Source organism: Vibrio rotiferianus CAIM 577 = LMG 21460 (assembly GCF_002741985.1).
Taxonomy (GTDB): Bacteria; Pseudomonadota; Gammaproteobacteria; order Enterobacterales; family Vibrionaceae; genus Vibrio; species Vibrio rotiferianus.
In genome coordinates this window covers 13101-36489 of the sequence record NZ_APHW01000030.1, presented here as the reverse complement: position 1 = coordinate 36489, position 23389 = coordinate 13101, and the positions used below count along the sequence as shown (strand labels likewise).

19 protein-coding genes and 1 pseudogene are annotated in these 23389 nt (G+C 46.9%); 12 read left to right on the top strand and 8 right to left on the bottom strand.

The features are described from left to right. Window positions 1-119: 119 nt before the first annotated feature. The gene (gene motX, locus B853_RS13855) at window positions 120-755 is read left to right on the top strand and encodes a flagellar protein MotX (protein ID WP_038884079.1); all 636 of its coding nucleotides are present in this window, start codon (window positions 120-122) and stop codon (window positions 753-755) included. Window positions 756-861: 106 nt separating this feature from the next. Here motX and hmpA read toward each other — a convergent pair whose 3' ends face one another. Continuing rightward, the gene (gene hmpA, locus B853_RS13850) at window positions 862-2046 is read right to left on the bottom strand and encodes an NO-inducible flavohemoprotein (RefSeq protein WP_038884078.1); all 1185 of its coding nucleotides are present in this window, start codon (window positions 2044-2046) and stop codon (window positions 862-864) included. Between the two features lie 111 nt (window positions 2047-2157). On the opposite strand from hmpA, the pseudogene nsrR reads away from it, so the two are divergent. From nsrR to B853_RS13815, 7 genes and pseudogenes are all read left to right on the top strand, one after another. Further along, window positions 2158-2585 (top strand): annotated as a pseudogene (gene nsrR / locus B853_RS13845) (nitric oxide-sensing transcriptional repressor NsrR). A gap of 117 nt (window positions 2586-2702) precedes the next feature. Further along, the gene (gene rnr / locus B853_RS13840; protein ID WP_038884076.1) at window positions 2703-5189 is read left to right on the top strand and encodes a ribonuclease R; all 2487 of its coding nucleotides are present in this window, start codon (window positions 2703-2705) and stop codon (window positions 5187-5189) included. A 76-nt stretch (window positions 5190-5265) separates the two neighbouring features. Next, window positions 5266-6009 (top strand): 23S rRNA (guanosine(2251)-2'-O)-methyltransferase RlmB, encoded by a 744-nt coding sequence (gene rlmB, locus B853_RS13835; RefSeq protein WP_010443989.1) that lies wholly within the window; start codon window positions 5266-5268, stop codon window positions 6007-6009. A 125-nt stretch (window positions 6010-6134) separates the two neighbouring features. Next, a complete protein-coding gene (locus B853_RS13830) occupies window positions 6135-6821 on the top strand; it encodes a phosphoglycolate phosphatase (RefSeq protein WP_038884074.1) in 687 nt (228 codons plus the stop codon). A gap of 115 nt (window positions 6822-6936) precedes the next feature. Next, window positions 6937-7974 (top strand): tryptophan--tRNA ligase, encoded by a 1038-nt coding sequence (gene trpS / locus B853_RS13825; protein WP_005432761.1) that lies wholly within the window; start codon window positions 6937-6939, stop codon window positions 7972-7974. A 373-nt stretch (window positions 7975-8347) separates the two neighbouring features. Continuing rightward, window positions 8348-11293 carry an ExeM/NucH family extracellular endonuclease gene (locus tag B853_RS13820; RefSeq protein ID WP_038884073.1) on the top strand — a complete coding sequence of 982 codons (2946 nt, stop codon included), beginning with the start codon at window positions 8348-8350 and terminating at the stop codon, window positions 11291-11293. Window positions 11294-11482: 189 nt separating this feature from the next. Then, window positions 11483-12061: an aminodeoxychorismate/anthranilate synthase component II gene (locus tag B853_RS13815; protein ID WP_038884071.1), complete on the top strand. Its 579-nt coding sequence runs from the start codon at window positions 11483-11485 to the stop codon at window positions 12059-12061. Here the strand turns inward: B853_RS13815 and B853_RS13810 are convergent. Then, window positions 12058-12243: a hypothetical protein gene (locus B853_RS13810; RefSeq protein ID WP_038884070.1), complete on the bottom strand. Its 186-nt coding sequence runs from the start codon at window positions 12241-12243 to the stop codon at window positions 12058-12060. The genes B853_RS13815 and B853_RS13810 overlap by 4 nt on opposite strands. A 188-nt stretch (window positions 12244-12431) precedes the next feature. Between B853_RS13810 and B853_RS13805 the strand changes: the two genes are divergently transcribed. From B853_RS13805 to B853_RS13790, 4 genes are all read left to right on the top strand, one after another. Beyond that, the gene (locus B853_RS13805) at window positions 12432-13643 is read left to right on the top strand and encodes an aspartate aminotransferase family protein (protein WP_038884069.1); all 1212 of its coding nucleotides are present in this window, start codon (window positions 12432-12434) and stop codon (window positions 13641-13643) included. A gap of 108 nt (window positions 13644-13751) precedes the next feature. Further along, complete coding sequence (gene astA / locus B853_RS13800; protein WP_010443978.1) at window positions 13752-14771, top strand: arginine N-succinyltransferase; 1020 nt, start codon at window positions 13752-13754, stop codon at window positions 14769-14771. A 28-nt stretch (window positions 14772-14799) separates the two neighbouring features. Continuing rightward, window positions 14800-16257 (top strand): succinylglutamate-semialdehyde dehydrogenase, encoded by a 1458-nt coding sequence (astD, locus tag B853_RS13795; protein WP_038884068.1) that lies wholly within the window; start codon window positions 14800-14802, stop codon window positions 16255-16257. A gap of 264 nt (window positions 16258-16521) precedes the next feature. Further along, the gene (locus tag B853_RS13790; RefSeq protein WP_038884067.1) at window positions 16522-17313 is read left to right on the top strand and encodes a DUF1338 domain-containing protein; all 792 of its coding nucleotides are present in this window, start codon (window positions 16522-16524) and stop codon (window positions 17311-17313) included. Between the two features lie 148 nt (window positions 17314-17461). On the opposite strand, the gene crp is transcribed toward B853_RS13790, so the two are convergent. From crp to B853_RS13760, 6 genes are all read right to left on the bottom strand, one after another. Beyond that, window positions 17462-18094: a cAMP-activated global transcriptional regulator CRP gene (gene crp, locus B853_RS13785; RefSeq protein WP_005381432.1), complete on the bottom strand. Its 633-nt coding sequence runs from the start codon at window positions 18092-18094 to the stop codon at window positions 17462-17464. Window positions 18095-18333: 239 nt separating this feature from the next. After that, a complete protein-coding gene (locus tag B853_RS13780; protein ID WP_010443971.1) occupies window positions 18334-19203 on the bottom strand; it encodes a phosphoribulokinase in 870 nt (289 codons plus the stop codon). 127 nt (window positions 19204-19330) lie between these two features. Then, window positions 19331-19540, bottom strand: coding sequence for a YheU family protein (locus tag B853_RS13775; RefSeq protein WP_010443970.1), 210 nt, complete (start codon window positions 19538-19540; stop codon window positions 19331-19333). 62 nt (window positions 19541-19602) lie between these two features. Next, entirely contained in the window at window positions 19603-20610 is a 1008-nt protein-coding gene (locus tag B853_RS13770; RefSeq protein ID WP_038884065.1) for a hydrolase, read from the bottom strand. Between the two features lie 214 nt (window positions 20611-20824). Continuing rightward, complete coding sequence (locus tag B853_RS13765; protein ID WP_010443967.1) at window positions 20825-21304, bottom strand: TIGR02444 family protein; 480 nt, start codon at window positions 21302-21304, stop codon at window positions 20825-20827. Continuing rightward, window positions 21301-23220, bottom strand: a complete 1920-nt coding sequence (locus tag B853_RS13760; protein ID WP_038884064.1) for an ABC transporter ATP-binding protein — start codon at window positions 23218-23220, stop codon at window positions 21301-21303. Before B853_RS13760 ends, B853_RS13765 begins: the two co-directional genes overlap by 4 nt. Window positions 23221-23389: the final 169 nt, after the last annotated feature.

Below are 23389 nucleotides of genomic sequence, written 5' to 3'. Positions count from 1 at the left end.
AAGATTAGACAGGAGGCAAAATTTGCCTAAAGCTTAACTAACCTTTGCCGATAAGGTAATCAAGCAGAGGAGATCCTTGGCTGATCTTTGGTTTCTTAGATACCTTAAAGAGTACATATATGAAGTTACGAACAGTGGCTGCTTCACTGTTATTGATGCTGAGTGCAACATCGGCTAAGGCAAATGTTGCCGATGTAGGGGCGCCAGTTCCTATCTACACCGAAGCAGAATTGATTAAGCTTATTGAGCAGAATAAGCACCTAGAGCGCGTGCGCGCTGATAACTGCCAGCTAGTGGAAGATATCGTGGCACGTGCGACGCGCATTAACTTGCCGTCTTATGAATTCCTTTATGGCGATATGCTTGCGTGGGGCGTGTGTGTAGAGCAAGACGTAGAGCTTGGTCTTTACTACATGGAAAACGCAGCCCACCAAGGTTTACCTGCAGCGTTAGAGCAACTTGGCCGCTACTACTCTCGTGGAACTTTAGTCCAACAAGATAAAGAACGTGCGATCCCATACCTGCGTGAAGCCGCATCGATGGGCAACTTGAACGCGCGTATTCATCTTGCCGAACTATTACTGCGCGATTACGGTAGCCCGCTCGACTACGAAGATGCCTACCGTTGGTTGTATAACTCTGTGACTGCGGATAAGAGACAACATAAGCGTATTGCAATGCTGAGAAATGGTCTTGAGCAGCGTATGCCGCAAAACATTATTGCGCGAGCCAAGCGCCGAGACACCTTCTGGTAAATGTACTCTTAAAATACCAGTAACTTCATAAAGCTCTGCGAATAGATACAACAAAGCCCACATCATGTGGGCTTTGTTGTTTTTCCCGACGAGTAATCGTGAGCGATTAAACGACTTTGTGTGGACCGAAGCACTCGTAATGGAACTGCTCTTGCGCTACGCCAAGCTCAAGCAGTTGTTTCGCGACGTGCTGCATAAAGCCAACCGGGCCACAGAAGTAGACTTGTACGTTGTCTTGCTTAAGGGCTGCTTCAATTTCATTTAAGTTGACGAAACCCGTGAATTGGAAGTCTTCACCAATCTTATCTTCTGCTGTTGGTTGGTTGTACCAAACTAACGAGTTCATGTTTTCTTTTGCATTCACGATTTGGTTTACGTGCTGTTTGAATGCGTGCTGTTGGCCGTTTTCTGCTGCGTGCACCCATGTTACTGGCGCTTGGTGCTCAGAAAGGCTCTCAAGCATCGATAGAGTCGGAGTTAGACCAACGCCCGCTGACACCAAAACAACTGGTGTAGCCGCGTCCACATCCATAAAGAAATCACCCGCAGGTGCAGCAAGTTGTACCTTATCGCCGATGTTCAACTCATCGTGAAGGAAGTTCGATACTTTACCGCCTTGTTCGCGTTTTACCGAGATACGGTAAGTGTTCTCTTGAACCGCAGAGGATAGGCTGTATTGGCGAATCTCTTGGTTTTCGAACTTATCGCTGTTGATGTAGATACCTAGGTATTGACCCGGTTTGTACTCAGAAACCACTTCACCATCGGTTGGTTTGAAAACAAAGCTACAGATGTTTTCACTTTCAAGCTGCTTGCCCACCAACTCAAATTCACGCAGCCCACGCCAACCACCTTGAAGTGCAGCATTCTCTTGGTAGATTTGCTCTTCACGTTGAATGAACACGTTTGCAAGTACGCCGTAAGCTTCTGCCCATGCATCAATCACTTCCTGACCCGGAGAGAACAACTCATCGATAGTCGCCAGTAGGTGTGTACCAACGATTTGGTACTGATCTTTAGTGATCATAAAGCTGGTGTGCTTGTGGGCGATCTTCTCTACTGCACCAAGCAGTGCTGGTAGGTTATCGATGTTGGCTGCGTAAGCACAGATTGCATTAAATAGAGCTTCACGTTGGTCACCGTTACGCTGATTGCTCATGTTGAAAATGTCTTTCAACTCAGGGTTATGGGTGAACATACGATCATAAAAGTGTGCGGTTAACTTTGGACCAGTTTCTGCAAGCAGTGGTGCGGTTGCTTTTACGATATCAATGGTTTGATTGCTGAGCATAATGACTTCCTATTTAAAGTTGTATTTATAATGCATGTTTAAAGTTGTATCTCAAATGTATCTTTCGATCAAGAAAAGATTTACACTTTTGCTACTAGAGAGGATAGCAATATGCAGTTAACCAGCTTTACCGATTACGCGCTAAGAACCCTGATTTACTTGGCTTCACTGCCTAAAGATGAGCTGACAAACATTACTGAAGTGACTGATTTATTTGGTGTATCACGGAACCATATGGTGAAGGTGATCAATCGCCTTGGTCAGCTTGGCTATGTGCACACCGTTCGCGGGAAAAATGGTGGTATTCGTTTATTGAAGGCTCCAGAAGAGATTACCGTGGGGGGGGAGTCGTGCGCGATTTAGAGCCGTTAGATTTGGTGAATTGTTCCGTGGAATTTTGTCACATCACGCCAGCATGCCGCCTAAAAGAAAAGCTCGCCAAAGCGAAAATGGCTTTTCTTGCGGAATTGGATGGCTGCACGATTGAAGAACTATTGAGTGATAATTCGGAACTGCTAATCTTACTCGCTCGTCCATAGTGTTGTTTACGCCTTTAAAATCCTCTTACTAAGACTCTTTTTTAAAGCAATTTCTGTAGCTTATCGAGAGACTCGGATATACTAGCTCTATACCTTCCTTGCTAGATAGGCGTGCCTATGTCAGACAACATTCCAAACGATCCTTTCGCAGATCGTGAATCCAAAAATTACGAAAATCCAATCCCAAGCCGAGAGTTCATTCTTGAGTTTCTAGAAGAAGCGGGTGTGCCGATGAATCGCAATGATTTGTTCGAAGCGCTGAAACTTGAAGGTGAAGAGCAGTACGAAGGTTTGCGCCGTCGATTGCGTGCAATGGAGCGTGATGGTCAGCTCGTGTTTACGCGCCGTCAGTGCTACGCGTTGCCAGAAAAACTCGAGATGGTGAAAGGTTACGTAATTGGCCACAAAGATGGCCATGGTTGGGTTCGTCCAGAAGGCAGTGTTGGCAAGGATAATGACATTGTGCTGCCACATCACCAGATGAAACACATCATCCATGGTGACTACGTATTGGTGCAACCAACCGACAACAGTAAACGTGGTCGTCGTGAAGGGCGTCTTGTGCGCGTTTTAGAAGAGCGCAACACGCAGATCGTGGGTCGTTTCTTCCTTGAATACGGTTACTCATACGTTGTTCCTGATGACTCGCGCATCAGCCAAGACATCCTGATCCCAAATGAGCACAAAGCGGGTGCCCGTATGGGTAATGTGGTTGTGATTGAGATCACCGACCGTGGTTCTCGCTCACGTGGCATGATGGGTAAAGTGGTTGAAGTCCTTGGCGAAAACATGGCGCCAGGTATGGAAACGCAAATTGCAATCCGCACCCACCAGATTCCACACGACTGGCCAGAAGCGGTGGATAAGCAAATCGAAAATCTGGGCGAAGAAGTTCCAGAAGAAGCGAAAGTGGGTCGGGTCGACCTACGTGACTTACCGTTGGTGACCATCGATGGTGAAGACGCTCGTGACTTCGATGACGCTGTGTACTGTGAGAAGAAAAAGAGCGGCGGTTGGCGCTTATGGGTAGCGATTGCTGACGTAAGTTACTACGTACGTACAGACACAGCGCTGGATAAAGAAGCCATCAACCGTGGTAACTCGGTGTACTTCCCATCGCAAGTTGTGCCAATGCTACCTGAAGTGCTATCAAATGGTTTGTGTTCACTTAACCCGCAAGTTGATCGCTTGTGTATGGTATGTGAGATGACCATCTCTGACACCGGTAAGCTATCAGGTTACAAGCACTACGAAGCCGTGATGAACTCGCACGCTCGTCTGACTTACAACAAAGTGGGCGCGATTCTAGAAGGGGATGAAGAACTACGCATGCGTTATCACGCTGTGGTTCCTCACCTTGAAGAGCTGCACGCGATGTACAAAGTACTTAAAGAAGCGCGTGATAACCGTGGTGCGATCGAATTTGAAACCGTTGAAGCTAAGTTCATCTTCAACGCAGATCGTAAGATTGAAAGCATCGAGCCAGTGATTCGTAACGACGCACACAAGATCATCGAAGAATGTATGATCTTAGCGAACATCGCTTCAGCGTCTTACGTTGAGAAAGCGAAAGAGCCAGCGTTGTACCGTGTGCACGAATCTCCGGGTGAACTGCGCCTGCAAGGTTTCCGTGATTTCCTCGGTGAGCTAGGTCTGGATCTGAAAGGTGGTCTAGAGCCATCACCAACCGACTACGCAGACTTAGTAAAACAAATCGCAGAACGTCAGGACAAAGAACTGATTCAAACCATGCTGCTGCGCTCAATGAAGCAAGCGGTCTACAACGCAGACAATGCCGGTCACTTTGGTCTAGCGCTGAAACGTTACGCGCACTTCACGTCGCCAATTCGCCGCTACCCTGACTTGCTGCTTCACCGCGCAATCAAATATCTGATTGCTAAAGAAGAAGGTCGTAACCAAGATCGTTGGACGCCAACTGGTGGTTACCACTACTCGTTTGACGACATGGATTTCTATGGTGAGCAGTGTTCGATGACAGAGCGCCGTGCAGACGACGCAACTCGTGAAGTGGCTGATTGGTTGAAGTGTGAATACATGCAAGACCACGTTGGCGACGAGTTGGATGGTGTTATTGCCAACGTGACCAGCTTTGGTTTCTTTGTTCGTCTGACTGAGCTGCATATTGATGGTTTGGTGCACATTTCAACGCTCGCGAACGACTACTACCAATTTGATCCGATTGGTCAAAGACTTATCGGTGAAAGCTTCGGTAACATCTATCGCCTAGGCGATGCGGTGAAAGTGAAAGTGCTTGCGGTTAACTTAAATGACAAGCAAATTGACTTTGAATTAATCGAAACAAGCCGTAAGCTACGTGGCAAAGGTAAGACTGCGAAGAAACGCGCAGCGGATGCCAAACGCAAAGCGAAAGAGAAAAAACGTGCAGCAACGAAAGGCGGCACGCGTGCGATACCTGCGATTGAGCCCACTAAGCGACCAGAGCCTGCAGAAGCAGATAAGCCTCGTAAAGGTGGAGCGAAACGAGGCGACACTGAAGGCGTGAAAAAGCCAAAGAAAGCACGTAAGAAAAAGCCACACAGTAAGTCGAAGAAGAGCAAGCGTACCAACAGCGACGCTCAGTAGGCTGAATCGCCAATCTATTCTGGATACAGAGAGATAGGTTGGCGTAGGCAATACGACCAGAACAACAGGTTAAATAATGAGTAACGAATTTATCTACGGCATTCACGCAGTGAAAGCGGTATTGGAACGTGAACCAGAACGTTTTATCGAAGCATACGTCTTAAAAGGCCGTCAAGACGATCGCCTAATGCCAATCTTGAATGATCTTCAGGTCTGTGGTGTTTCGATTCAACAAATGACACGTAAAACTTTAGATGACAAAGCGCATGGTGCTAATCACCAAGGCATCATTGCTCGTGTTAAAGCTGCGAAACAGCTTAATGAAAATGACATTGACGGCATCCTAGCGCAGCACGAATCACCGCTACTATTGGTGTTGGATGGTGTGACGGATCCGCATAACCTAGGTGCTTGTCTACGTAATGCCGACGCAGCTGGCGCAGCGGCGATCATCGTACCGAAAGATCGTTCTGCACCGATGAACGCAACCGTAAGCAAAGTGGCTTGTGGCGCAGCGGAAGTCGTGCCATTGATCCGAGTGACCAACCTGGCTCGTACTATGCGTACACTGCAAGAGCAAGGCATCTGGTTTGTTGGTACGGCGGGCGAAGCAACGCACGACATCTACCAAGCAAAACTGACTGGTCCTCTTGCTATCGTTATGGGGGCAGAAGGTGACGGCATGCGTCGTCTGACTCGCGAAACCTGTGATGATTTGATTAAGATCCCAATGGCAGGTAGCGTTTCAAGCTTGAACGTATCTGTGGCATCTGGCATCTGTTTGTTTGAAGCGGTTCGTCAGCGTATTGCTGCAAAGTAATTGCTAGACAAATTGCTAACAAACAAATAGTTACTGCAAAGTCAGACACAATGATAAAAACAAAGGATGGGGTGCCATCCTTTGTCGTTTTCACCGATTTATAAATAAAAATCTTCAGGGAAGTTATGACTCAACAAGACATTAAATTCATCGCCTTCGATCTTGATGGTACGTTGCTTGATAGCGTGCCAGATCTCGCGGTAGCGGCTGACCAAGCGGTACAAGCGCTTGGCTTTCCGTCTGTTTCAGAAGAGCAGGTTCGTGACTACGTCGGTAACGGTGCAGACGTGTTGATTGGTCGTTCATTAAGCCAAAGTCTAACCATCAATCCAGAGCTGAGCGAAGAGCTTTGTGCTAAAGCGCGTGTACTGTTTGATGATTACTATGAGCAAAGCGGTCATAAACTAAGCCACCTTTACCCAACGGTAAAAGAGACACTAGCAGAACTACATAAAGCGGGCTTTGTTATGGCGTTGGTGACTAACAAACCTTCAAAGTTTGTGCCTGACGTTTTGGAAAAGCACGACATCGCAAAATACTTTGTTGATGTTCTTGGCGGTGATGCATTCCCAGAGAAAAAGCCAAACCCAGTCGCACTGAACTGGTTGATGGAAAAACACCAAGTTCAGCCAAGTGAAATGCTGATGGTCGGCGATTCGAAAAACGATATCTTGGCGGCGAAGAATGCAGGTTGTGCCTCATTTGGCTTAACTTACGGTTATAACCACGGCGAGCCAATTTCGTCGTCAAACCCAGATTTCGTCGCTGACAGTTTGGCAGAATTATTGGATGTCGTAGCGGTTTCTGCATAACGGCTGCAAAAGAGCTTCCAAAATACTCGTTAATGAGTACACTGAGTAAGCCGTGCGCCTATCGCTGCACGGTTTTTTCATTTAATTAGATTAAGAAGTCAAAGGAATCATTCTAATGAGCAAACCCATTGTATTGAGTGGTGTTCAACCTTCAGGTGAACTAAGTATCGGTAACTACTTGGGTGCTCTACGTCAATGGCAGCAGATGCAAGACGATTATGATTGCCAATACTGTGTGGTAGACCTTCACGCGATTACGGTTCGTCAAGATCCTAAAGCTCTGCATGAAGCGACTCTAGACGCACTGGCGATCTGTCTGGCAGTTGGTGTTGACCCGAAGAAGAGCACGCTATTTGTTCAGTCACACGTACCAGAGCATGCTCAACTTGGTTGGCTTCTTAACTGTTACACCCAAATGGGTGAACTGGGTCGTATGACTCAGTTTAAAGACAAATCTGCACGTTACTCAAACGACAGCTCAAGCCAGTTTGGTGATGTAAATGTTGGTCTGTTTGACTACCCAGTACTGATGGCGGCAGACATCCTGCTGTATGGCGCACACCAAGTGCCAGTAGGTAGCGACCAGAAGCAACACCTAGAGTTAGCGCGTGATATTGCTAACCGCTTTAACAACATCTACTCACCAGAGCAGCCAATCTTCCAAGTGCCAGAGCCTTACATTCCGACGGTAAACGCGCGTGTAATGAGCCTTCAAGACGCAACGAAGAAGATGTCCAAATCAGATGACAACCGTAAGAACGTTATCACGCTACTGGAAGAGCCTAAGTCGATCATTAAGAAGATCAACAAAGCGCAAACTGACACAGAAACGCCACCGCGTATCGCTCACGATTGGGACAACAAAGCAGGTATCTCTAACCTAATGGGGCTGTACTCTGCGGCAACAGGTATGAGCTTTGAAGAGATTGAAGCGAAATACCAAGGCGTTGAAATGTACGGCCCATTCAAGAAAGACGTTGGTGAAGCGCTGGTGACTATGCTTGAGCCAATTCAGGCTGAATACCACCGCATTCGTGCTGACCGTGCTTACATGAACGAAGTGATGAAGCAAGGTGCTGAAAAAGCGTCAGCTCGCGCAGCGGAAACATTGAAGAAAGCGTACGAAGCAGTAGGTTTTGTCGCTCGCCCATAGGCAAAACTCGAATATAAGAAAGCTCCACCTTTGGTGGAGCTTTTTTTATGTCTGTTTACTAATGAGCAGAAATAAACCTGTCTTTAGTTTTAAAGTAATGAGCTTTTTATCTTAATTATCCATATAACACGCTAGAGAAACTAAAACTGAGCAACAACTCTAACTTTTGCTTTTAACCTCTTTAGTTATTGTATTTGTTACAAAAACTGTTTAAAGGATCTGCCCTGGCATAATTTCGACTATCCGCTTGTGACATATTTCACGGCTTTTGCTGGTATTTCTTATTTATTTCATAAATAAACCTGATAGTAGGCACAAATGGTGGGCTCTGCTCAGGGCTTAGTTTGCATTTAAATAAATATCAGGTACGACAATGGATACGTTAATCAAACCCTCTTTACTTGCACTGACGATTGCCAGCGCACTTAGTGCCAACGCTAATGCTGAAATTATTCTTTCCCAGTATGTTGAAGGTGGTTCATACAATAAAGCCGTTGAAATCGCGAACACGGGCGATGCGGCAGTAACGCTAACAGGCTATGAACTGGCAAAATCATCAAACGGTGGTGGTACTTGGGGCAGCACAATCGACCTAAGCCAAGTGACGCTACAAGCTAACCAAGTGTATGTACTGGCTCATGGTGATGCGAGCGATGCAATCAAAGCGGTAGCGGATATCACTGATAAAAGCGTAGCGAACTTTAACGGTGACGACCCGATCGCGCTGCTTAAAAATGGTGAAGTGCACGACATCATCGGTGTGATGGGTGACGTAGATTTTGGTAAAGACACCACATTGGTTCGTAACAGTGATGCGTTAACCCCTTCTGCTACTTATGATGCATCACAATGGACGGCGTTCGAGAAAGACAACATTGATGGTCTTGGTGAGCTAAACGCGACTGAGCCACCGGCACCATTCGCTTGTGAAGTAGATGGTCAACAACCGAGCTTTACTACTATTCAAGATATTCAAGGTGAAGGTTCGACGTCTCCATTTATTGATGGCTACCCGTACATCACAGAAGAAGACCACTTTGTTACTGGTGTCGTCACGGCAGTAACAACTGGCTTGACCAAAGGCTTCTACCTACAAGCGCTAGAGAACGACAACAACGATAAGACCTCGGAAGGCTTATTTATCCATACTGATGCTGCTGATACCAACTTAAAAGCAGGCGATGTTGTTTGTGTGAAGGGTAAGGTTCAAGAGTACTACAGCAATACTCAGCTTGCTTCTGATGCCAATAGCTATGTGAAGACGGGTACTTCGGATATCGATCTTGTTACCGATCTCATCATCAAAGAAGGCGAGACTCTACGTGACGCACTAGAGCGTCATGAAGGCATGCAAGTTGAGTTGAAATCAGCGAGCGACTTGTTCGTGACTCGTAACTTCTCTTACGACTATGATTCACGTCGTAACAACATGATGCTTTCGCATGAAGCGCCTCTATTTAAACCGACTCAACTGCATGCTGCAGAAAGTGATGCAGCGGTTGAACTTGCAAAAGACAACGCTGCAAACCGCGTATACCTAGAATCTGATGGCAAAGCGCCAAGCGGTCAAATCCCTTACTACCCAGATTTTGCTAAAGATGCAGACCAAGATGGCTCTTCTGAGCAGCATATTCGCCTTGGTTCGCGAGTAGAAGGTCTACAGGGCGTGGTAGCTTATAGCTACAGTGAATACCGCCTGATTGCGACTAATGAAGTCGATAACACTAACTTCGTGACTTCCGGTGAAGGTTTCGACGTGGCTCGTAAAGATGCCCCTGCGATTGCGGATTCAGACTTGCGTATTGCAAGCTTCAACGTACTGAACTACTTCACGTCGGTAGCTGATAGTGGTCATGAAAACCCAACTGGACAAAACCGTGGTGCGACTAACCTAGACGAGTTCCTGATCCAACAAGCGAAAATCGTTGCGGCGATGAACAAGATGGACGCTGACATCATTGGTTTGATGGAAGTCGAGAACAACGGCTTTGGTGATAGTAGTGCTGTGAAGAACTTGGTGGATGCATTGAATGCTGAAATCGAAGATACAGAAGATCATTACACTTACGTTGAAATCGCGGATCAAGACAAATACCAAGACGAGTACTTTGGTAGTGATGCGATCATGGTGGCGATCCTATACCGTGCTAACGCGGTGACGCCAAAAGAAGCGGCGAAAGTGATTGTGACGCCAGAGCAACACATCGAAGAAAACACTATTACGCGTAATGACGGTGCAGAAGGCAACCCAGCTTACGACAAGTACCAGCGTCATAGCTTGCTACAAACCTTCACGGTGAAAGAGACAGGTAAAGATCTATCTGTTGTTGTTAACCACTTCAAATCGAAAGGTTCTGAATGTATTGAAGAGTGGATCGCAGGCGTAGAAGACTCTGAGCCAGCGGATCTGCAAGGTAACTGTAACAACTTCCGTGTTTCTGCTGCTAACGTTGTGGGTGACGCTCTGAAAGGCATTGAAGGTGACGTGCTAGTGATGGGTGATCTGAACGCGTACGGCATGGAAGATCCTCTGCTTACACTGACTGATTACTCGAAAGAGAAATACGGCCGTGATATCTACACTGCAGCTTACACAACCATTGGTGGTGGTGAACTTCAAGTAGAGAAGACCAAAATTGAAAAAGGCTACGGTTACCACAACCTGAATACCGTGCTGCATGGTGCTGATACTTTCTCATACACTTACTCTGGTGAGCTAGGTAACCTAGACCACGCATTAGCAAGCAACAGCTTGGCGCAAAAAGTGGTGGCGATTGAAGACTGGCACATCAACTCACTAGAAAGTAACTTGTTTGAATACAGCAGCAAGTACACAGGTGATATGCCGAAGTACAAAGATGCATTCTCAGCGTCTGACCATGATCCAGTGATCATCGCAATTGATTTCCCAGATACGGACATCACACTACCAAGTTCAGGTGACAATCTGGCTGTAGAAGTACGTCTGCCGCCAAACGCAGTGGTGGGTGATATCGTGACGGTAAGTCTAACGAAAGCAGCTCAAGCAGCATCATCAACGTCAGATGAAGATGGCTACACAGCAAGTGCAACGTTGACGCAAACAGACATTGATGCTCGCAGTGCAAATGTGGAATTCGATCAAGCACCAGCAGAAGGTCAGTACGTTCTAGAAGAGAAAGTGACAGACTCTACGGGTAACACGGTCAAGTTCAGCGATTCTCGCGATGTTATGCTAGAGCCATCGAGCACGACCCCATCAGAAGATGATGATGGCGGTTCATTTGGCTTCGGTGCGCTACTTGCGCTGCTAGGTCTAGGTTTATTCCGTCGTCGCTAAGCGGATTTATTTCCTGACAAACAGTCCCTAAATAGCTGTAAAGACCAAAGGCCAGCCTATGCTGGCCTTTTTATTCAGCAAAAACTTGCCTTTCTTGCTTGGTATAGCAAAATACCGCCCTTGATTGTCACGAACGTGGCGATTCACTACGTAAGCATTGCCAAAACGGATTGGAGCAACCGACCTTTTATGTTGTTGATCATCGATAACTACGACTCTTTTACCTACAACCTTTACCAATACTTCTGCGAGCTTGGTGCAGACGTAAAGGTGGTGCGTAACGATGAAATCGATATCCAAGGCATTGAGGCGCTCAACCCAACTCATTTGGTGATCTCTCCAGGGCCATGTACTCCTAACGAAGCGGGTATCTCTCTACAAGCCATTGAGCACTTTGCTGGTAAGTTACCTATCTTGGGCGTTTGCCTTGGTCATCAGGCGATTGCACAGGTGTTTGGTGGCGAAGTGGTACGTGCTCGACAAGTGATGCACGGCAAGACATCACCAATTCGTCACAACGGTCGCAGTGTGTTTAAAAACCTTAATAACCCATTGACGGTAACCCGCTACCACTCTCTGGTGGTGAAAAATGGCACTTTGCCAGATGTGTTTGAATTGACCGCGTGGACTGAACTACCTGATGGAACCATGGATGAAATCATGGGTTATCAGCATAAAACGCTGCCAATTGATGCGGTACAGTTTCACCCTGAGTCGATTAAGACAGAACAAGGTCATGAGCTACTTGCGAACTTTCTAGCGCGCTAAATGATCTGATCGCGATCACTTTTCTTAACAAATTCTTCATATTTTTCGCCTTGGAATGGGAATGCAAAACTATGCGTTCTGATAATTAGGCGAGTCCTATTCATTTTTCTCATTTCTTTCTGAACCTTGCCATGCATGGTTTTTATAAAAAATTGCTTCTCTATTTGCGTTTCTTGGTGCATAAATAATCATAGATAGTGAGTATGAGGTGCTACGCTGGTATGCGAAAAGAATAAATCACTATTGAAATGGTTAATCAAATGTAAATACAATGCCGTAATAGCTTAAATGCAAAACATTATTTGCTGGCAAAGAGTGCCGGTTAAATTCGCTTATCTGCTAGGCATGCGGTATCAAGAAGGAATGTGCAATGACAACGGAAAACAAAGTAGAGCGCGGTTTATTCGATGAGGTAATGGTACCTTGCTATAACCCGATGGAAATGATCCCTGTAAAAGGTGAAGGTTCACGCATTTGGGATCAGGACGGAAATGAATACATCGACTTTGCTGGTGGTATTGCGGTGAGCTGTCTTGGTCATTGTCACCCAGTTATGGTGAACGCATTGACTGAGCAAGGTAACAAGCTTTGGCACCTAAGTAATGTTATGACTAACGAGCCTGCACTGCGACTGGCGAAGAAGCTAACAGAAGTCAGCTTTGCTGAGCGTGTGTTCTTTGCTAACTCTGGTGCAGAAGCGAATGAAGCAGCGCTGAAGCTGGCACGTCGTTACGCAGCGGACGTTCATGGCACTGAGAAGTCGGAAATCATTGCATTTAAACAAGGTTTCCATGGTCGTACTTTCTTCACGGTAACGGTGGGCGGTCAAGCGGCTTACTCAGATGGTTTTGGTCCTAAGCCAGGCGATGTGACACATCTTCCTTACAATGATATCGAAGCGTTACAAGCACACATGTCTGATCGTACTTGTGCGGTAATGATGGAGCCTCTGCAAGGTGAGGGCGGCATCATTCCACCAACACCTGAGTTCGCTCAAGCGGTTCGTGAACTGTGTGACAAACACAATGCACTACTGATTTTCGATGAAGTGCAAACTGGTAACGGTCGTACTGGTCACTTCTACGCATACAAAGGTCTGGGCATCACGCCAGACATCCTAAGCACAGCGAAATCACTGGGTGGTGGTTTCCCTATTGGTGCCATGCTAACGACGGCAAAACTGGCTGAGCACATGAAAGTGGGCACGCACGGTTCAACTTACGGTGGTAACCCACTAGCGTGTGCGGTTGCAGAAGCCGTTGTTGAAGAAGTGACAAAACCAGAAGTATTGGCTGGCGTACTAGAGCGTGAAGCAATGTTCCGTGAAGGTTTGGATAAGATCAACGCGAAATACAACATCTTCTCTGAAGTGCGCGGTAAAGGTCTGCTGCTTGGTGCAGCACTTAATGAAGAGTGGCAAGGCCGTGCGCGTGACGTACTGGTTGCTGCAGGTAAACAAGGTCTCATGGTATTGGTTGCGGGTGCCAATGTCGTACGTTTCACACCATCACTCGTTATCACACAACAAGAAATCGAAGAAGGTTTGGCGAAGCTGGATAAAGCGATCGCAACGCTGGTTTAAGCGCGATTTCCGCTTATCGTCAACCTAGAAACCCCCATCAAGGATCTCTGATGGGGGTATTGTTCCTACAATATAGTTAGGATCTTCTTGCATCTGGAGGGAGTATTGATGCTAGTAGTTCGCCCTATCGCAATGTCGGATTATGACGCGCTGCATACCTGTGCGGTTGAGTCAGGTCATGGATTTACATCTCTACCGGTTAACGAAGAACTGTTAACCAATCGAATCAAACACTCAGAATACAGTTTTGGCAAACCTGACGTGAAGGAAGCCGGTGATGAAGGCTACCTAATGGTGGGCTTTGAATCTGAAACTGGAGAAGTCGCAGGCACCACAGGTATCGAAGCTTCAATCGGCTGGGATGTGCCTTTTTATTCTTACCACATCAGTAAAGTGGTGCACTCGTCACCAAAGCTTGGCGTAAATAACGTGGTTAAGCTGCTGACGTTTGGTAATAACTACACGGGTAACAGCGAAATCTGCACCTTGTTCCTACGTGAGAAATTCCGTGGTGGCTTGAATGGGCGTCTTATGTCCAAGTGTCGCTTCTTAATGATGGCAGAGCACCCAGAGCGTTTCTCGGAAACCATCTTTGCTGAAATGCGTGGCGTGTCAGATGAGAACGGTAACTCGCCATTCTGGCAGTGGCTTCAAGAGCATTTCTTCTCAATCGATTTTACGCTTGCGGATTATCTAACGGGTATCGGCAAGAAAGGCTTTATCGCTGACTTGATGCCGAAGTTGCCAATCTACATCAACCTGCTAAGCCCAGAAGCGCAAGCCGTGATTGGTCAAGTGCATGACAACACGCGTCCTGCTTTGAAGCTACTAGAGAACGAAGGCTTCACCAACCGTGGTTACGTCGACATCTTCGATGGTGGTCCAACGGTGGAGTGTGACCTACGCAATATCGAATCGGTACGCCACTCATTCCGCGCACAAGTCAAAATCTCTGAGCATACCAGCACACAAGACTTCTTGATGTGTAACTCGTCATTCGAGAACTTCCGTGCTGCGGCAGCGAAAGCGGCGTATGACGCAGAAACGCAAAGCGTAGTGCTAGCCCCAGAATTGGCGGATGCACTCTTGGTTGAGGAAGGGGACTTTGTTCGCCTTCTTCCGCAGTAACTGACGACAGAATTTAAGGATAGAAACAATGACACATTGGATTGCAGGTGATTGGGTACAAGGTCAGGGTGAAGCATTTACGTCTCTGTCACCGTACAACCAAGAAGTGATCTGGCAAGGTAACGGCGCGACAGCAGAGCAGGTTAACCGAGCGGTATCTGCGGCGCGTGAAGCGTTCGTTGATTGGAAGAAGCGCCCATTTGCAGAGCGTGAAGCGATCGTGTTGGCTTTTGCTGAGAAAGTAAAAGAGAACAGCGAAAAAATCGCTGAAGTGATTGCCAAAGAAACTGGTAAGCCAATCTGGGAAACGCGCACTGAAGCGGCAGCGATGGCGGGTAAAATCGCGATCTCTATTCGTGCTTACCACGACCGTACTGGTGAAGCTGCACGTGAAGCTGCAGGTAACCAAATTGTATTGCGTCATCGCCCATTGGGTGTAATGGCGGTCTTCGGTCCTTACAACTTCCCGGGTCACCTGCCAAATGGTCACATCGTGCCAGCACTGCTGGCTGGTAACACCGTGGTCTTCAAACCGTCTGAGCAAACGCCATGGACGGGTGAACTCGCTATGAAGTTGTGGGAAGAGGTTGGTCTACCAAAAGGTGTGATTAACCTAGTTCAAGGCGCGAAAGAGACTGGTATTGCGCTGGCGGATGCGAAAGGCATTGATGGCGTGCTGTTTACTGGTAGTGCAAACACAGGTCATGTTCTGCATCGTCAATTTGCTGGTCAGCCGGGTAAGATGCTGGCGCTTGAAATGGGTGGCAACAACCCGATGGTTATCTCGGATAACTACGGCGACCTAGACGCAACGGTTTACACCATCATCCAATCTGCCTTTATCAGCGCAGGGCAACGTTGTACCTGTGCTCGTCGTCTGTACATTCCATTTGGCGACAAGGGTGATACAGTGATTACTAAGCTGGTGGAAGCGACACGCAATATTCGCGTAGACCAACCATTTGCACAGCCTGCGCCATTCATGGGACCGCAAATTTCGCTTGCGGCAGCCAAGTTTATTCTCGATGCACAAGCGAACTTGCAAGCACTTGGTGGTGAAAGCTTGATCGAAGCGAAAGCGGGTGAGGCGGCGTTTGTTTCTCCGGGCATCATCGATGTGACGAACATTGCTGAGTTGCCAGATGAAGAGTACTTCGGTCCACTTCTGCAAGTAGTGCGCTACGAAGGGCTAGAGAAAGCGGTAGAGCTGGCGAACGATACGCGCTTTGGTCTATCGGCAGGTCTGGTCTCAACCGACGACCAAGAATGGGAATACTTCGTGGACCACATTCGTGCTGGCATCGTGAACCGCAACCGTCAGCTGACGGGTGCAAGTGGTGATGCGCCATTTGGTGGTCCGGGTGCGTCGGGTAACCTACGTCCAAGTGCTTACTACGCAGCAGACTACTGTGCGTACCCAATGGCATCAATGGAAGGACAAGAGACGGTCTTACCTGCCACATTGAGCCCGGGTGTAAGCCTGTAATAGAGAAACACGAAGTGGTGACAAAGTATCGCCGCTTCTCTCTGCCGGAGCTATTTACCAAGTTAGGATTCTGGTAAGCGCGCTGGCAAACGCCAAAGGCGAGCTTAAGACTCTCCAGCGCGTGTTGACTGACTGGCACTTATGCCACACATACCGTCACAGGTTGATGGCCGCTCGTTCGTGATTCTGGACAGCTTTAGGGCTGTGAACGAGCGGTCAACTTCCTCTTACCCCTAACTCTACATTTCATAACAAGGAGTCGTTATGACGCCCGATGTGTTATTTGAATCGCTATGGCAAGACTACATTCAACGTCTTTGTCCTTCTGCTGCTAAAGTTCATCAACTTCTTCAAGAAGATGAGCCTCTGATTAATGACCATATTGCGCTACGTACGTTTAATGTCGCTCCCCTAGGCATTGAAACGCTGGCGAAGCCATTCTTGGCAGTGGGTTATAAAGCCTGTGGTGATTACGTATTTGAAAGCAAAAAGCTGGTGGCAAAACATTTTGAGCACCCAGATCCGAAGCAGCCAAAAGTCTTCATCAGTGAATTGAAAGTGGATGAGTGCTCACCAGAGCTACAAGCCATCGTTCATAAACTGGTAGAGCAGGTTGATGCTTCTAAACTGACAGGCAGTGACTTCTTGTACGGCGGACGTTTGTGGGACCTTAGCTATGCTGACTTCCAAATCTTAGCGAAAGAGAGTGAGTACGCTTCTTGGCTTGCTGCGCACGGCTACGGAGCTAACCACTTCACAGTGAGTGTGAATCAGCTCAATCAGCACCAAGAAGTGAAGCAGGTAAACGACCACCTACGCACAGTAGGCTTTACCATCAACGAGAATGGCGGTGAAGTAAAAGGCACGCCAGAGGTACTACTAGAGCAATCGTCGACCATGGCAGACAAAGTGCCAGTGACCTTTGCTGAAGGCGTTGAGGTGATTCCTGGTGGCTTCTACGAGTTTGCTAAACGCTACCCAATGGATAACGGTGAGTTGTACCCAGGATTTGTGGCAGCATCGGCAGATAAGATCTTCGAGAGTACCAACGGTTAATAGATATGAGGCGAGAGGGCTTCATCTCAAAGGATGAAGTCCGTTGTGAAGTGCAATGCTCTCGACTCTCAATGTCTAACTCCCAAAAAAGAAAAAGCCACCAAACTTGCATTTGGTGGCTTTTAAATTTTTTAAACGTTAATCGAGATTAACGAGTCCCGTAAACAACGATAGTCTTACCGTGCGCAGAAATTAGGTTCTGCTCTTCTAGCATCTTCAAGATACGACCTACTGTCTCACGAGAACAGCCAACGATTTGACCGATTTCTTGACGAGTGATCTTGATTTGCATGCCGTCTGGGTGCGTCATCGCATCTGGCTGTTTAGCAAGGTTCAGAAGAGTCTGAGCGATACGACCAGTTACGTCTAGGAACGCTAGGTCACCCACTTTTTGGCTAGTAACTTGTAGACGACGAGCCATTTGCGCAGAAAGGCGCATTAGGATGTCTGGGTTAACTTGGATAAGTTGACGGAATTTCTTGAAAGAAATCTCAGCCACTTCACAAGGAGATTTAGCGCGAACCCAAGCTGTACGCTCTTGGTCTTCTTCGAATAGACCAAGCTCACCAATGAAGTCGCCTTGGTTTAGGTAAGAAAGGATCATTTCCTTACCTTCTTCGTCTTTGATAAGAACCGCAACAGAACCTTTAACGATGTAGTATAAAGTCTCTGCTTTTTCGCCCGCGTGAATTAGCGTGCTCTTTGATGGGTACTTATGAATATGACAGTGTGAAAGAAACCACTCTAATGTTGGGTCGGTTTGAGGTTTACCTAGAACCATAATATCTCACTTCCTCTGCAGGGTACGCTTGCGCTATCCATATTTTAGCTAAGCCTGAATTGGCTTACTAGAATAAGAGCACTTTTTATATGCTGCAAGCTCTCTTGTGTTTCGGTTAGAAATAGTATCCTTTTTCGGAAACGATTTCTTGATTTTAATCGTGCCATGATTGAGATTTTGTAAGCAAAACTGTGCACATGATCACGGTATGAAAAGTAAACACTCAATTAACGAGGTTTTTAACCAATTTTCCCAGTTTCGATGAGTTGCTGCAGAATCGGCCTCACTATGAGCTCCATTGCAAAGCTCATCTTACCGCCCGGCACCACAATGGTGTTATGACGAGACATGAATGAGCCATCAATCATCGCCAGCAAGTACGGGAAGTCGACATTCTTGATGCCGCGTAGGCGGATCACAACGAAACTTTCATCCAAACTCGGGATGCCTTTCGCGTTAAGTGGGTTGGAAGTATCAACAGTTGGTACACGCTGAAAGTTGATATGTGTACGAGAAAATTGCGGGGTAATGTAGTTTAGGTAATCGTCCATCGATCGCACGATCGAATCCATTACCGCTTCTCTTGAGTGGCCACGATCGCGCGTGTCACGAACGAACTTTTGAATCCATTCCAAGTTCACGATTGGCACCATGCCAATTAGAAAGTCAACGTGACGCGCCACGTTGACGTCACCATCTACGACACCACCGTGTAAACCTTCATAGAACAGTACGTTGCTGTCTTCAGGTAAGTCTTGCCATGGTGTGAAAGTGCCAGGCATTTGATTATAGGGTACCGCCTCATCAAAGGTATGTAGATAGCGACGCACACTGCCAGTGCCTTCTTCACCATACTTTCGGAAAAACTCTTCTAACCCTGGGAAGTCATTGGCTTGCGGACCGAAGTAGCTGATGTGTCGACCTTGTTCACGAGCCTTACGGATCTCGACATCCATCTCCGGACGAGTAAAACGGTGGAAGCTGTCTCCTTCAACCCATGCAGGTTTAACGTTCATCATATTGAACATCTTACGGAAGGCTTCTGAGGTCGTGGTTGTGCCAGCTCCAGAGGAGCCAGTAACCGCGATGATTGGGTGTTTAGCTGACATGACAAACCTTGTCGAAAATTACTTACCTGTAAAGTGCAACACGCGGATGTTGCACGGTCGATAACCCACTATAGCACGTAACAAGCCCGTGTCATCGAGTGGGATACGGTAAAATGTGAGGGCGTTATTATTTTGCTCTAAGTTGAATATCAACCGTTTCATGGAGCTCGGAGAAGACAATCGTTGCCTCCCCCTTCTCGAGCTGAGTTCTAACTTGGTCAATTTTATCTTGTAATGATACTTCTACCGCACCGTAATCCGTCCCTTCACGCAGTACAAATTCGCGGATCAAGTTTTCTAATGTCTCTGGCGCAATGTCTTGCCATGGAATGATCATAAATACCTCAAACGTTTATGATGATGGTGTACTACCTGCCTCGGTTGATACTCGTGAATAGTTTACTGTGTTTGTTGTTTGGATACAGTAGAAAGGTATTCAGCAGCGATACTTTCATAATAAGCTGGCAGGGCTTCCTCTAACCAAAATTTTGGCTTAAGCGCTGTACCAGTAAGAAAGCCGACGTGGCCGCCATTTTCGTAAAGTCGGTAATCAATGTTGTCTGGCAGAACGAATTTTGGGATTACTGCTTCAGTCATAAAAGGGTCATCTTTAGCATGGATGATCAGTGTTGGTAGGGTGATCTGCTGCAGTTTGCTCAAGCCTGAACATTGGTCATAGTAGTCTTGTGCATCTTTGAATCCGTGCAGAGGTGCGGTGACGAGATCATCGAATTCATACAGACGAGTAACACGTTTGATCGAACGGTAAGACAGCGCAAGTTCCCCTTGTATCAAGTCGTGCTTTTGTAGCGCATTACGTTTAAGTGAAGAGAGCAAATAGCGTTTGTAGACCTTGGAAAAACCTTGCTCTATGCGGTTGGCGCATGCTGATAAATCCAGCGGGGCAGAAACGATTGTTGCTGCACTTAAAATCGGGTCGTCTCTGTATTGGGCTAAGTAGTTCGCCAACATGTTACCGCCAAGGGAAATGCCGACTGCAACTTTAGGGGTGTTGGGAAACTGCTGATTGAGCTGCTCGAGAAAGAAACGAGCGTCAGTCACTTCACCGGAGTGATAGGCGCGGGCTTTTTTGTTTGGCTTACCGCTGCAACCGCGGAAGTGCATCATCACCGATAACCAGCCCGATTTGGAAAAAGCATTCATTAAGCCGTTAGCGTAAGGGCTATAAAAGCATCCTTCAAGGCCATGAAACAGAACAAAAATGGGTTTGTTACGGGCAATTTCAGTGTCTTGTTGTTCTGACCATGCTAAGTCTAGAAAATCGTCATCAGGGGTATCAAGAGTTTGCCACACAGGGGTAAACAACGCTTTTTTACGAATAAAGCGCGGCAAAAGCGTTTGAAGGTGTGGGTTTTTAATTCCAGCTGCTGCGAAAAATTGGGTCATACTTAGTACCAATCAATTTAAGTATTATCGTTATTCACGCCACTTTGGTCTCTGTGCTTACGCGAATAGGGTTTGATGGAGCTTTGCCATGAACTAAGCAGAGATTTTGTGCAATCCTTACCGCTAGTCTGAGAGATTGGTTCTGCTTAGAGCTTCAATGCCAACAAACGTATACTCTTATTTATATAAGTCTAAGTATAGATTTATTATAGATTTATGGATGATGAATATTCGGAACTGGAAGCGAAAATGCTTGTTGAAGGTGTTCTGCGCCCAGCTTTCGACAGTATCTTAATGTTAGTGGTTCACCGTCATTTGTCACTAGTATGAGTGAATTAATGCAGTCAACCAGATCAGACTGTTGTTGCTTTTCAAGCTGTAACTCAAACTGTAATGCCTCACGATAAAGTGCATCATTTACTTGAAGTTTGAGGTGTCGTCGTAGTTCGCGATAGGAGTGGAGTAATGTTTCACTGCGGATTAGGCAGTCTTGAACAAGAGGCCAATCTTGCTCTTGAAAGATGAACTGCTGCTCATCGAGCCATCTGAGCAGCAGCAGTAGATTCACATTGCCGTGATAGTTATTTTGCAACGACAAGCACGCTTCTTTCACTTCTCGTACACCATAAAATTGCAGACTGAACTGCCAAAGGTGTTCAAGGGTTAAGGTGTATTCAGCGTGCTCTGTTGTCATTGATTAAACTCTAGTTCCATCTGCTCGAGGGTTTCTTGAGCAGACATCCATTCCATCTCTACATCTTCAAGCTCTGCTTTGCTAGAAGCTTGAAGGGCCAATACTTCATTAAGTTTAGCTTTGTTTTCCGCTTCATACAGAGAGTTGTCTGATAATTGCTCTTCAGCTGAAGCTAACGCTTCACCTAACTTATCCATTTTGTTTTCTAACTGTGTCAGCGTTTTGCGAATTGGAGCGGTCTGTTTACGAAACTCTGCTTCACGTCGCTTTTGCTCTTTTTTCGCTGCAGCACTATTCGCTGTGTCTTTCTCAGGCTGTGCCGCTTGCGCTTCTTTACGTTCAGCTCTTTGTTGTTCAGTCAGCCACTTATAGTAATCGTTGAGGTCACCATCGAATGGTACCACTTGACGGTCGTGTACTAGGTACAAGTCATCCGTTGTTGCTCGCAGTAGGTAACGGTCGTGCGAAACAATCACCATTGCACCTTCAAAGGTCTGTAGTGCCATGGTTAATGCTTGGCGCATGTCCAAGTCTAGGTGGTTAGTTGGTTCGTCGAGTAGCAATAGGTTAGGTTTTTGCCAGACCACTAATGCCAATACCAAACGTGCTTTTTCACCACCAGAAAACGGAGCGACTTTCTCTAGCGCTTTATCGCCTTGGAAGCCAAAGCTACCTAAGTAATCACGTAGTTGTTGCTCAGTCTGGTCTGGAGCGATTTGCATCATGTGCTGTAGTGGTGTTTCTTCTGGATGCAGCGTTTCTAATTGGTGCTGAGCGAAGTAACCGATCTTCACGCCTTGCGAGTAAGTCAGATCGCCGCCTTGCGCTTTTAGCTCACCAGACAACAGTTTGATCAAGGTTGATTTACCTGCACCGTTACGGCCAAGTAGACCAATGCGACTGCCCGGGACAAGGTTAAGGCGGATCTTCTCTAGGATCAGGTTGTCACCGTAGCCTGCCGATACTTCATCCATCATCATGATTGGGTTTGGCAGTGCTGCTGGTTCGCGGAACTGGAAGCTAAATGGGTTATCGAACTGCGCTGGCAGCACTTTTTCCATACGCTCCAGAGCTTTAATTCGGCTTTGTGCTTGGCGAGCTTTCGATGCTTTGTAACGGAAGCGGTCGATGTAGCTTTGCATGTGCGACATCTGTTTCTGCTGCTTCTCAAACATTGCTTGTTGCAGCACCATTTTTTGTGCACGTTGGTTTTCGAATGATGAGTAGTTACCCGTGTATTCATTCAGCTGTTGATTTTCGATGTGAATGATACGACCAACGATTGGGTCTAAGAAGTCACGGTCGTGCGAGATAAGAATCAGTGTGCCTGGGTAGTTTTGTAACCAGCGCTCTAGCCACATGACCGCGTCCAAATCCAAGTGGTTGGTTGGTTCGTCGAGTAGCAGTAGATCAGAACGACACAATAGCGCTTGAGCCAAGTTAAGGCGCATACGCCAACCACCCGAGAACTGAGTCAGGTTCCAGCTCATTTGCTCTTGGCTAAAGCCCAGGCCATCAAGCAGCTCGGCAGCACGTGCGCGAATGCTGTAACCGCCAATGGTTTCAATCTTGCCGTGGATCTCTGCAACCAGCGTACCGTTGTCTTTTTCTTCAGCAATGGCTAACTGCTGTTCCAAACCACGAAACTCGCGATCACCATCAATGACGTATTCAATGGCACTGCGGTCAAGAGCAGGGGTTTCTTGTGCTACCCACGCTAGTTCCCAGTGCTGAGGTTGACTGAATGAGCCCGCATCAATCGCCAGTTCGTCTTTCAGTAGCGCGAATAGGGTCGATTTACCACAGCCGTTTTTACCAACCAGACCCACTTTATCGCCTGGGTGAATGGTTGCGGATGCTTGGTCTAAAAGAGGTTTACCGCCACGCAGTAACTGAATATCAGAGAAGGTAATCATAGAGTTTTAATTCACTTTGCGCCGCGCGCGTTTCTTGGTCGTTTATCTCGCGGTGAATAGTAGGGCTATTGGCAGGAAAAGTCGATCTCTGCGCTTTAATTGCATTATGCTATACAAAAAAGTATAACAAACTGATAACGATAATTTTCCCTGAGAAATCAATACAAGG

Excerpts from the sequence above, each read along its gene's own strand:
- motX (WP_038884079.1), top strand. The coding sequence starts at position 120 with ATGAAGTTACGAACAGTGGCTGCTTCACTGTTATTGATGCTGAGTGCA.
- hmpA (WP_038884078.1), bottom strand. The coding sequence starts at position 2,046 with ATGCTCAGCAATCAAACCATTGATATCGTAAAAGCAACCGCACCACTG.
- rnr (WP_038884076.1), top strand. The coding sequence starts at position 2,703 with ATGTCAGACAACATTCCAAACGATCCTTTCGCAGATCGTGAATCCAAA.
- rlmB (WP_010443989.1), top strand. The coding sequence starts at position 5,266 with ATGAGTAACGAATTTATCTACGGCATTCACGCAGTGAAAGCGGTATTG.
- B853_RS13830 (WP_038884074.1), top strand. The coding sequence starts at position 6,135 with ATGACTCAACAAGACATTAAATTCATCGCCTTCGATCTTGATGGTACG.
- trpS (WP_005432761.1), top strand. The coding sequence starts at position 6,937 with ATGAGCAAACCCATTGTATTGAGTGGTGTTCAACCTTCAGGTGAACTA.
- B853_RS13820 (WP_038884073.1), top strand. The coding sequence starts at position 8,348 with ATGGATACGTTAATCAAACCCTCTTTACTTGCACTGACGATTGCCAGC.
- B853_RS13815 (WP_038884071.1), top strand. The coding sequence starts at position 11,483 with ATGTTGTTGATCATCGATAACTACGACTCTTTTACCTACAACCTTTAC.
- B853_RS13810 (WP_038884070.1), bottom strand. The coding sequence starts at position 12,243 with ATGCACCAAGAAACGCAAATAGAGAAGCAATTTTTTATAAAAACCATG.
- B853_RS13805 (WP_038884069.1), top strand. The coding sequence starts at position 12,432 with ATGACAACGGAAAACAAAGTAGAGCGCGGTTTATTCGATGAGGTAATG.
- astA (WP_010443978.1), top strand. The coding sequence starts at position 13,752 with ATGCTAGTAGTTCGCCCTATCGCAATGTCGGATTATGACGCGCTGCAT.
- astD (WP_038884068.1), top strand. The coding sequence starts at position 14,800 with ATGACACATTGGATTGCAGGTGATTGGGTACAAGGTCAGGGTGAAGCA.
- B853_RS13790 (WP_038884067.1), top strand. The coding sequence starts at position 16,522 with ATGACGCCCGATGTGTTATTTGAATCGCTATGGCAAGACTACATTCAA.
- crp (WP_005381432.1), bottom strand. The coding sequence starts at position 18,094 with ATGGTTCTAGGTAAACCTCAAACCGACCCAACATTAGAGTGGTTTCTT.
- B853_RS13780 (WP_010443971.1), bottom strand. The coding sequence starts at position 19,203 with ATGTCAGCTAAACACCCAATCATCGCGGTTACTGGCTCCTCTGGAGCT.
- B853_RS13775 (WP_010443970.1), bottom strand. The coding sequence starts at position 19,540 with ATGATCATTCCATGGCAAGACATTGCGCCAGAGACATTAGAAAACTTG.
- B853_RS13770 (WP_038884065.1), bottom strand. The coding sequence starts at position 20,610 with ATGACCCAATTTTTCGCAGCAGCTGGAATTAAAAACCCACACCTTCAA.
- B853_RS13765 (WP_010443967.1), bottom strand. The coding sequence starts at position 21,304 with ATGACAACAGAGCACGCTGAATACACCTTAACCCTTGAACACCTTTGG.
- B853_RS13760 (WP_038884064.1), bottom strand. The coding sequence starts at position 23,220 with ATGATTACCTTCTCTGATATTCAGTTACTGCGTGGCGGTAAACCTCTT.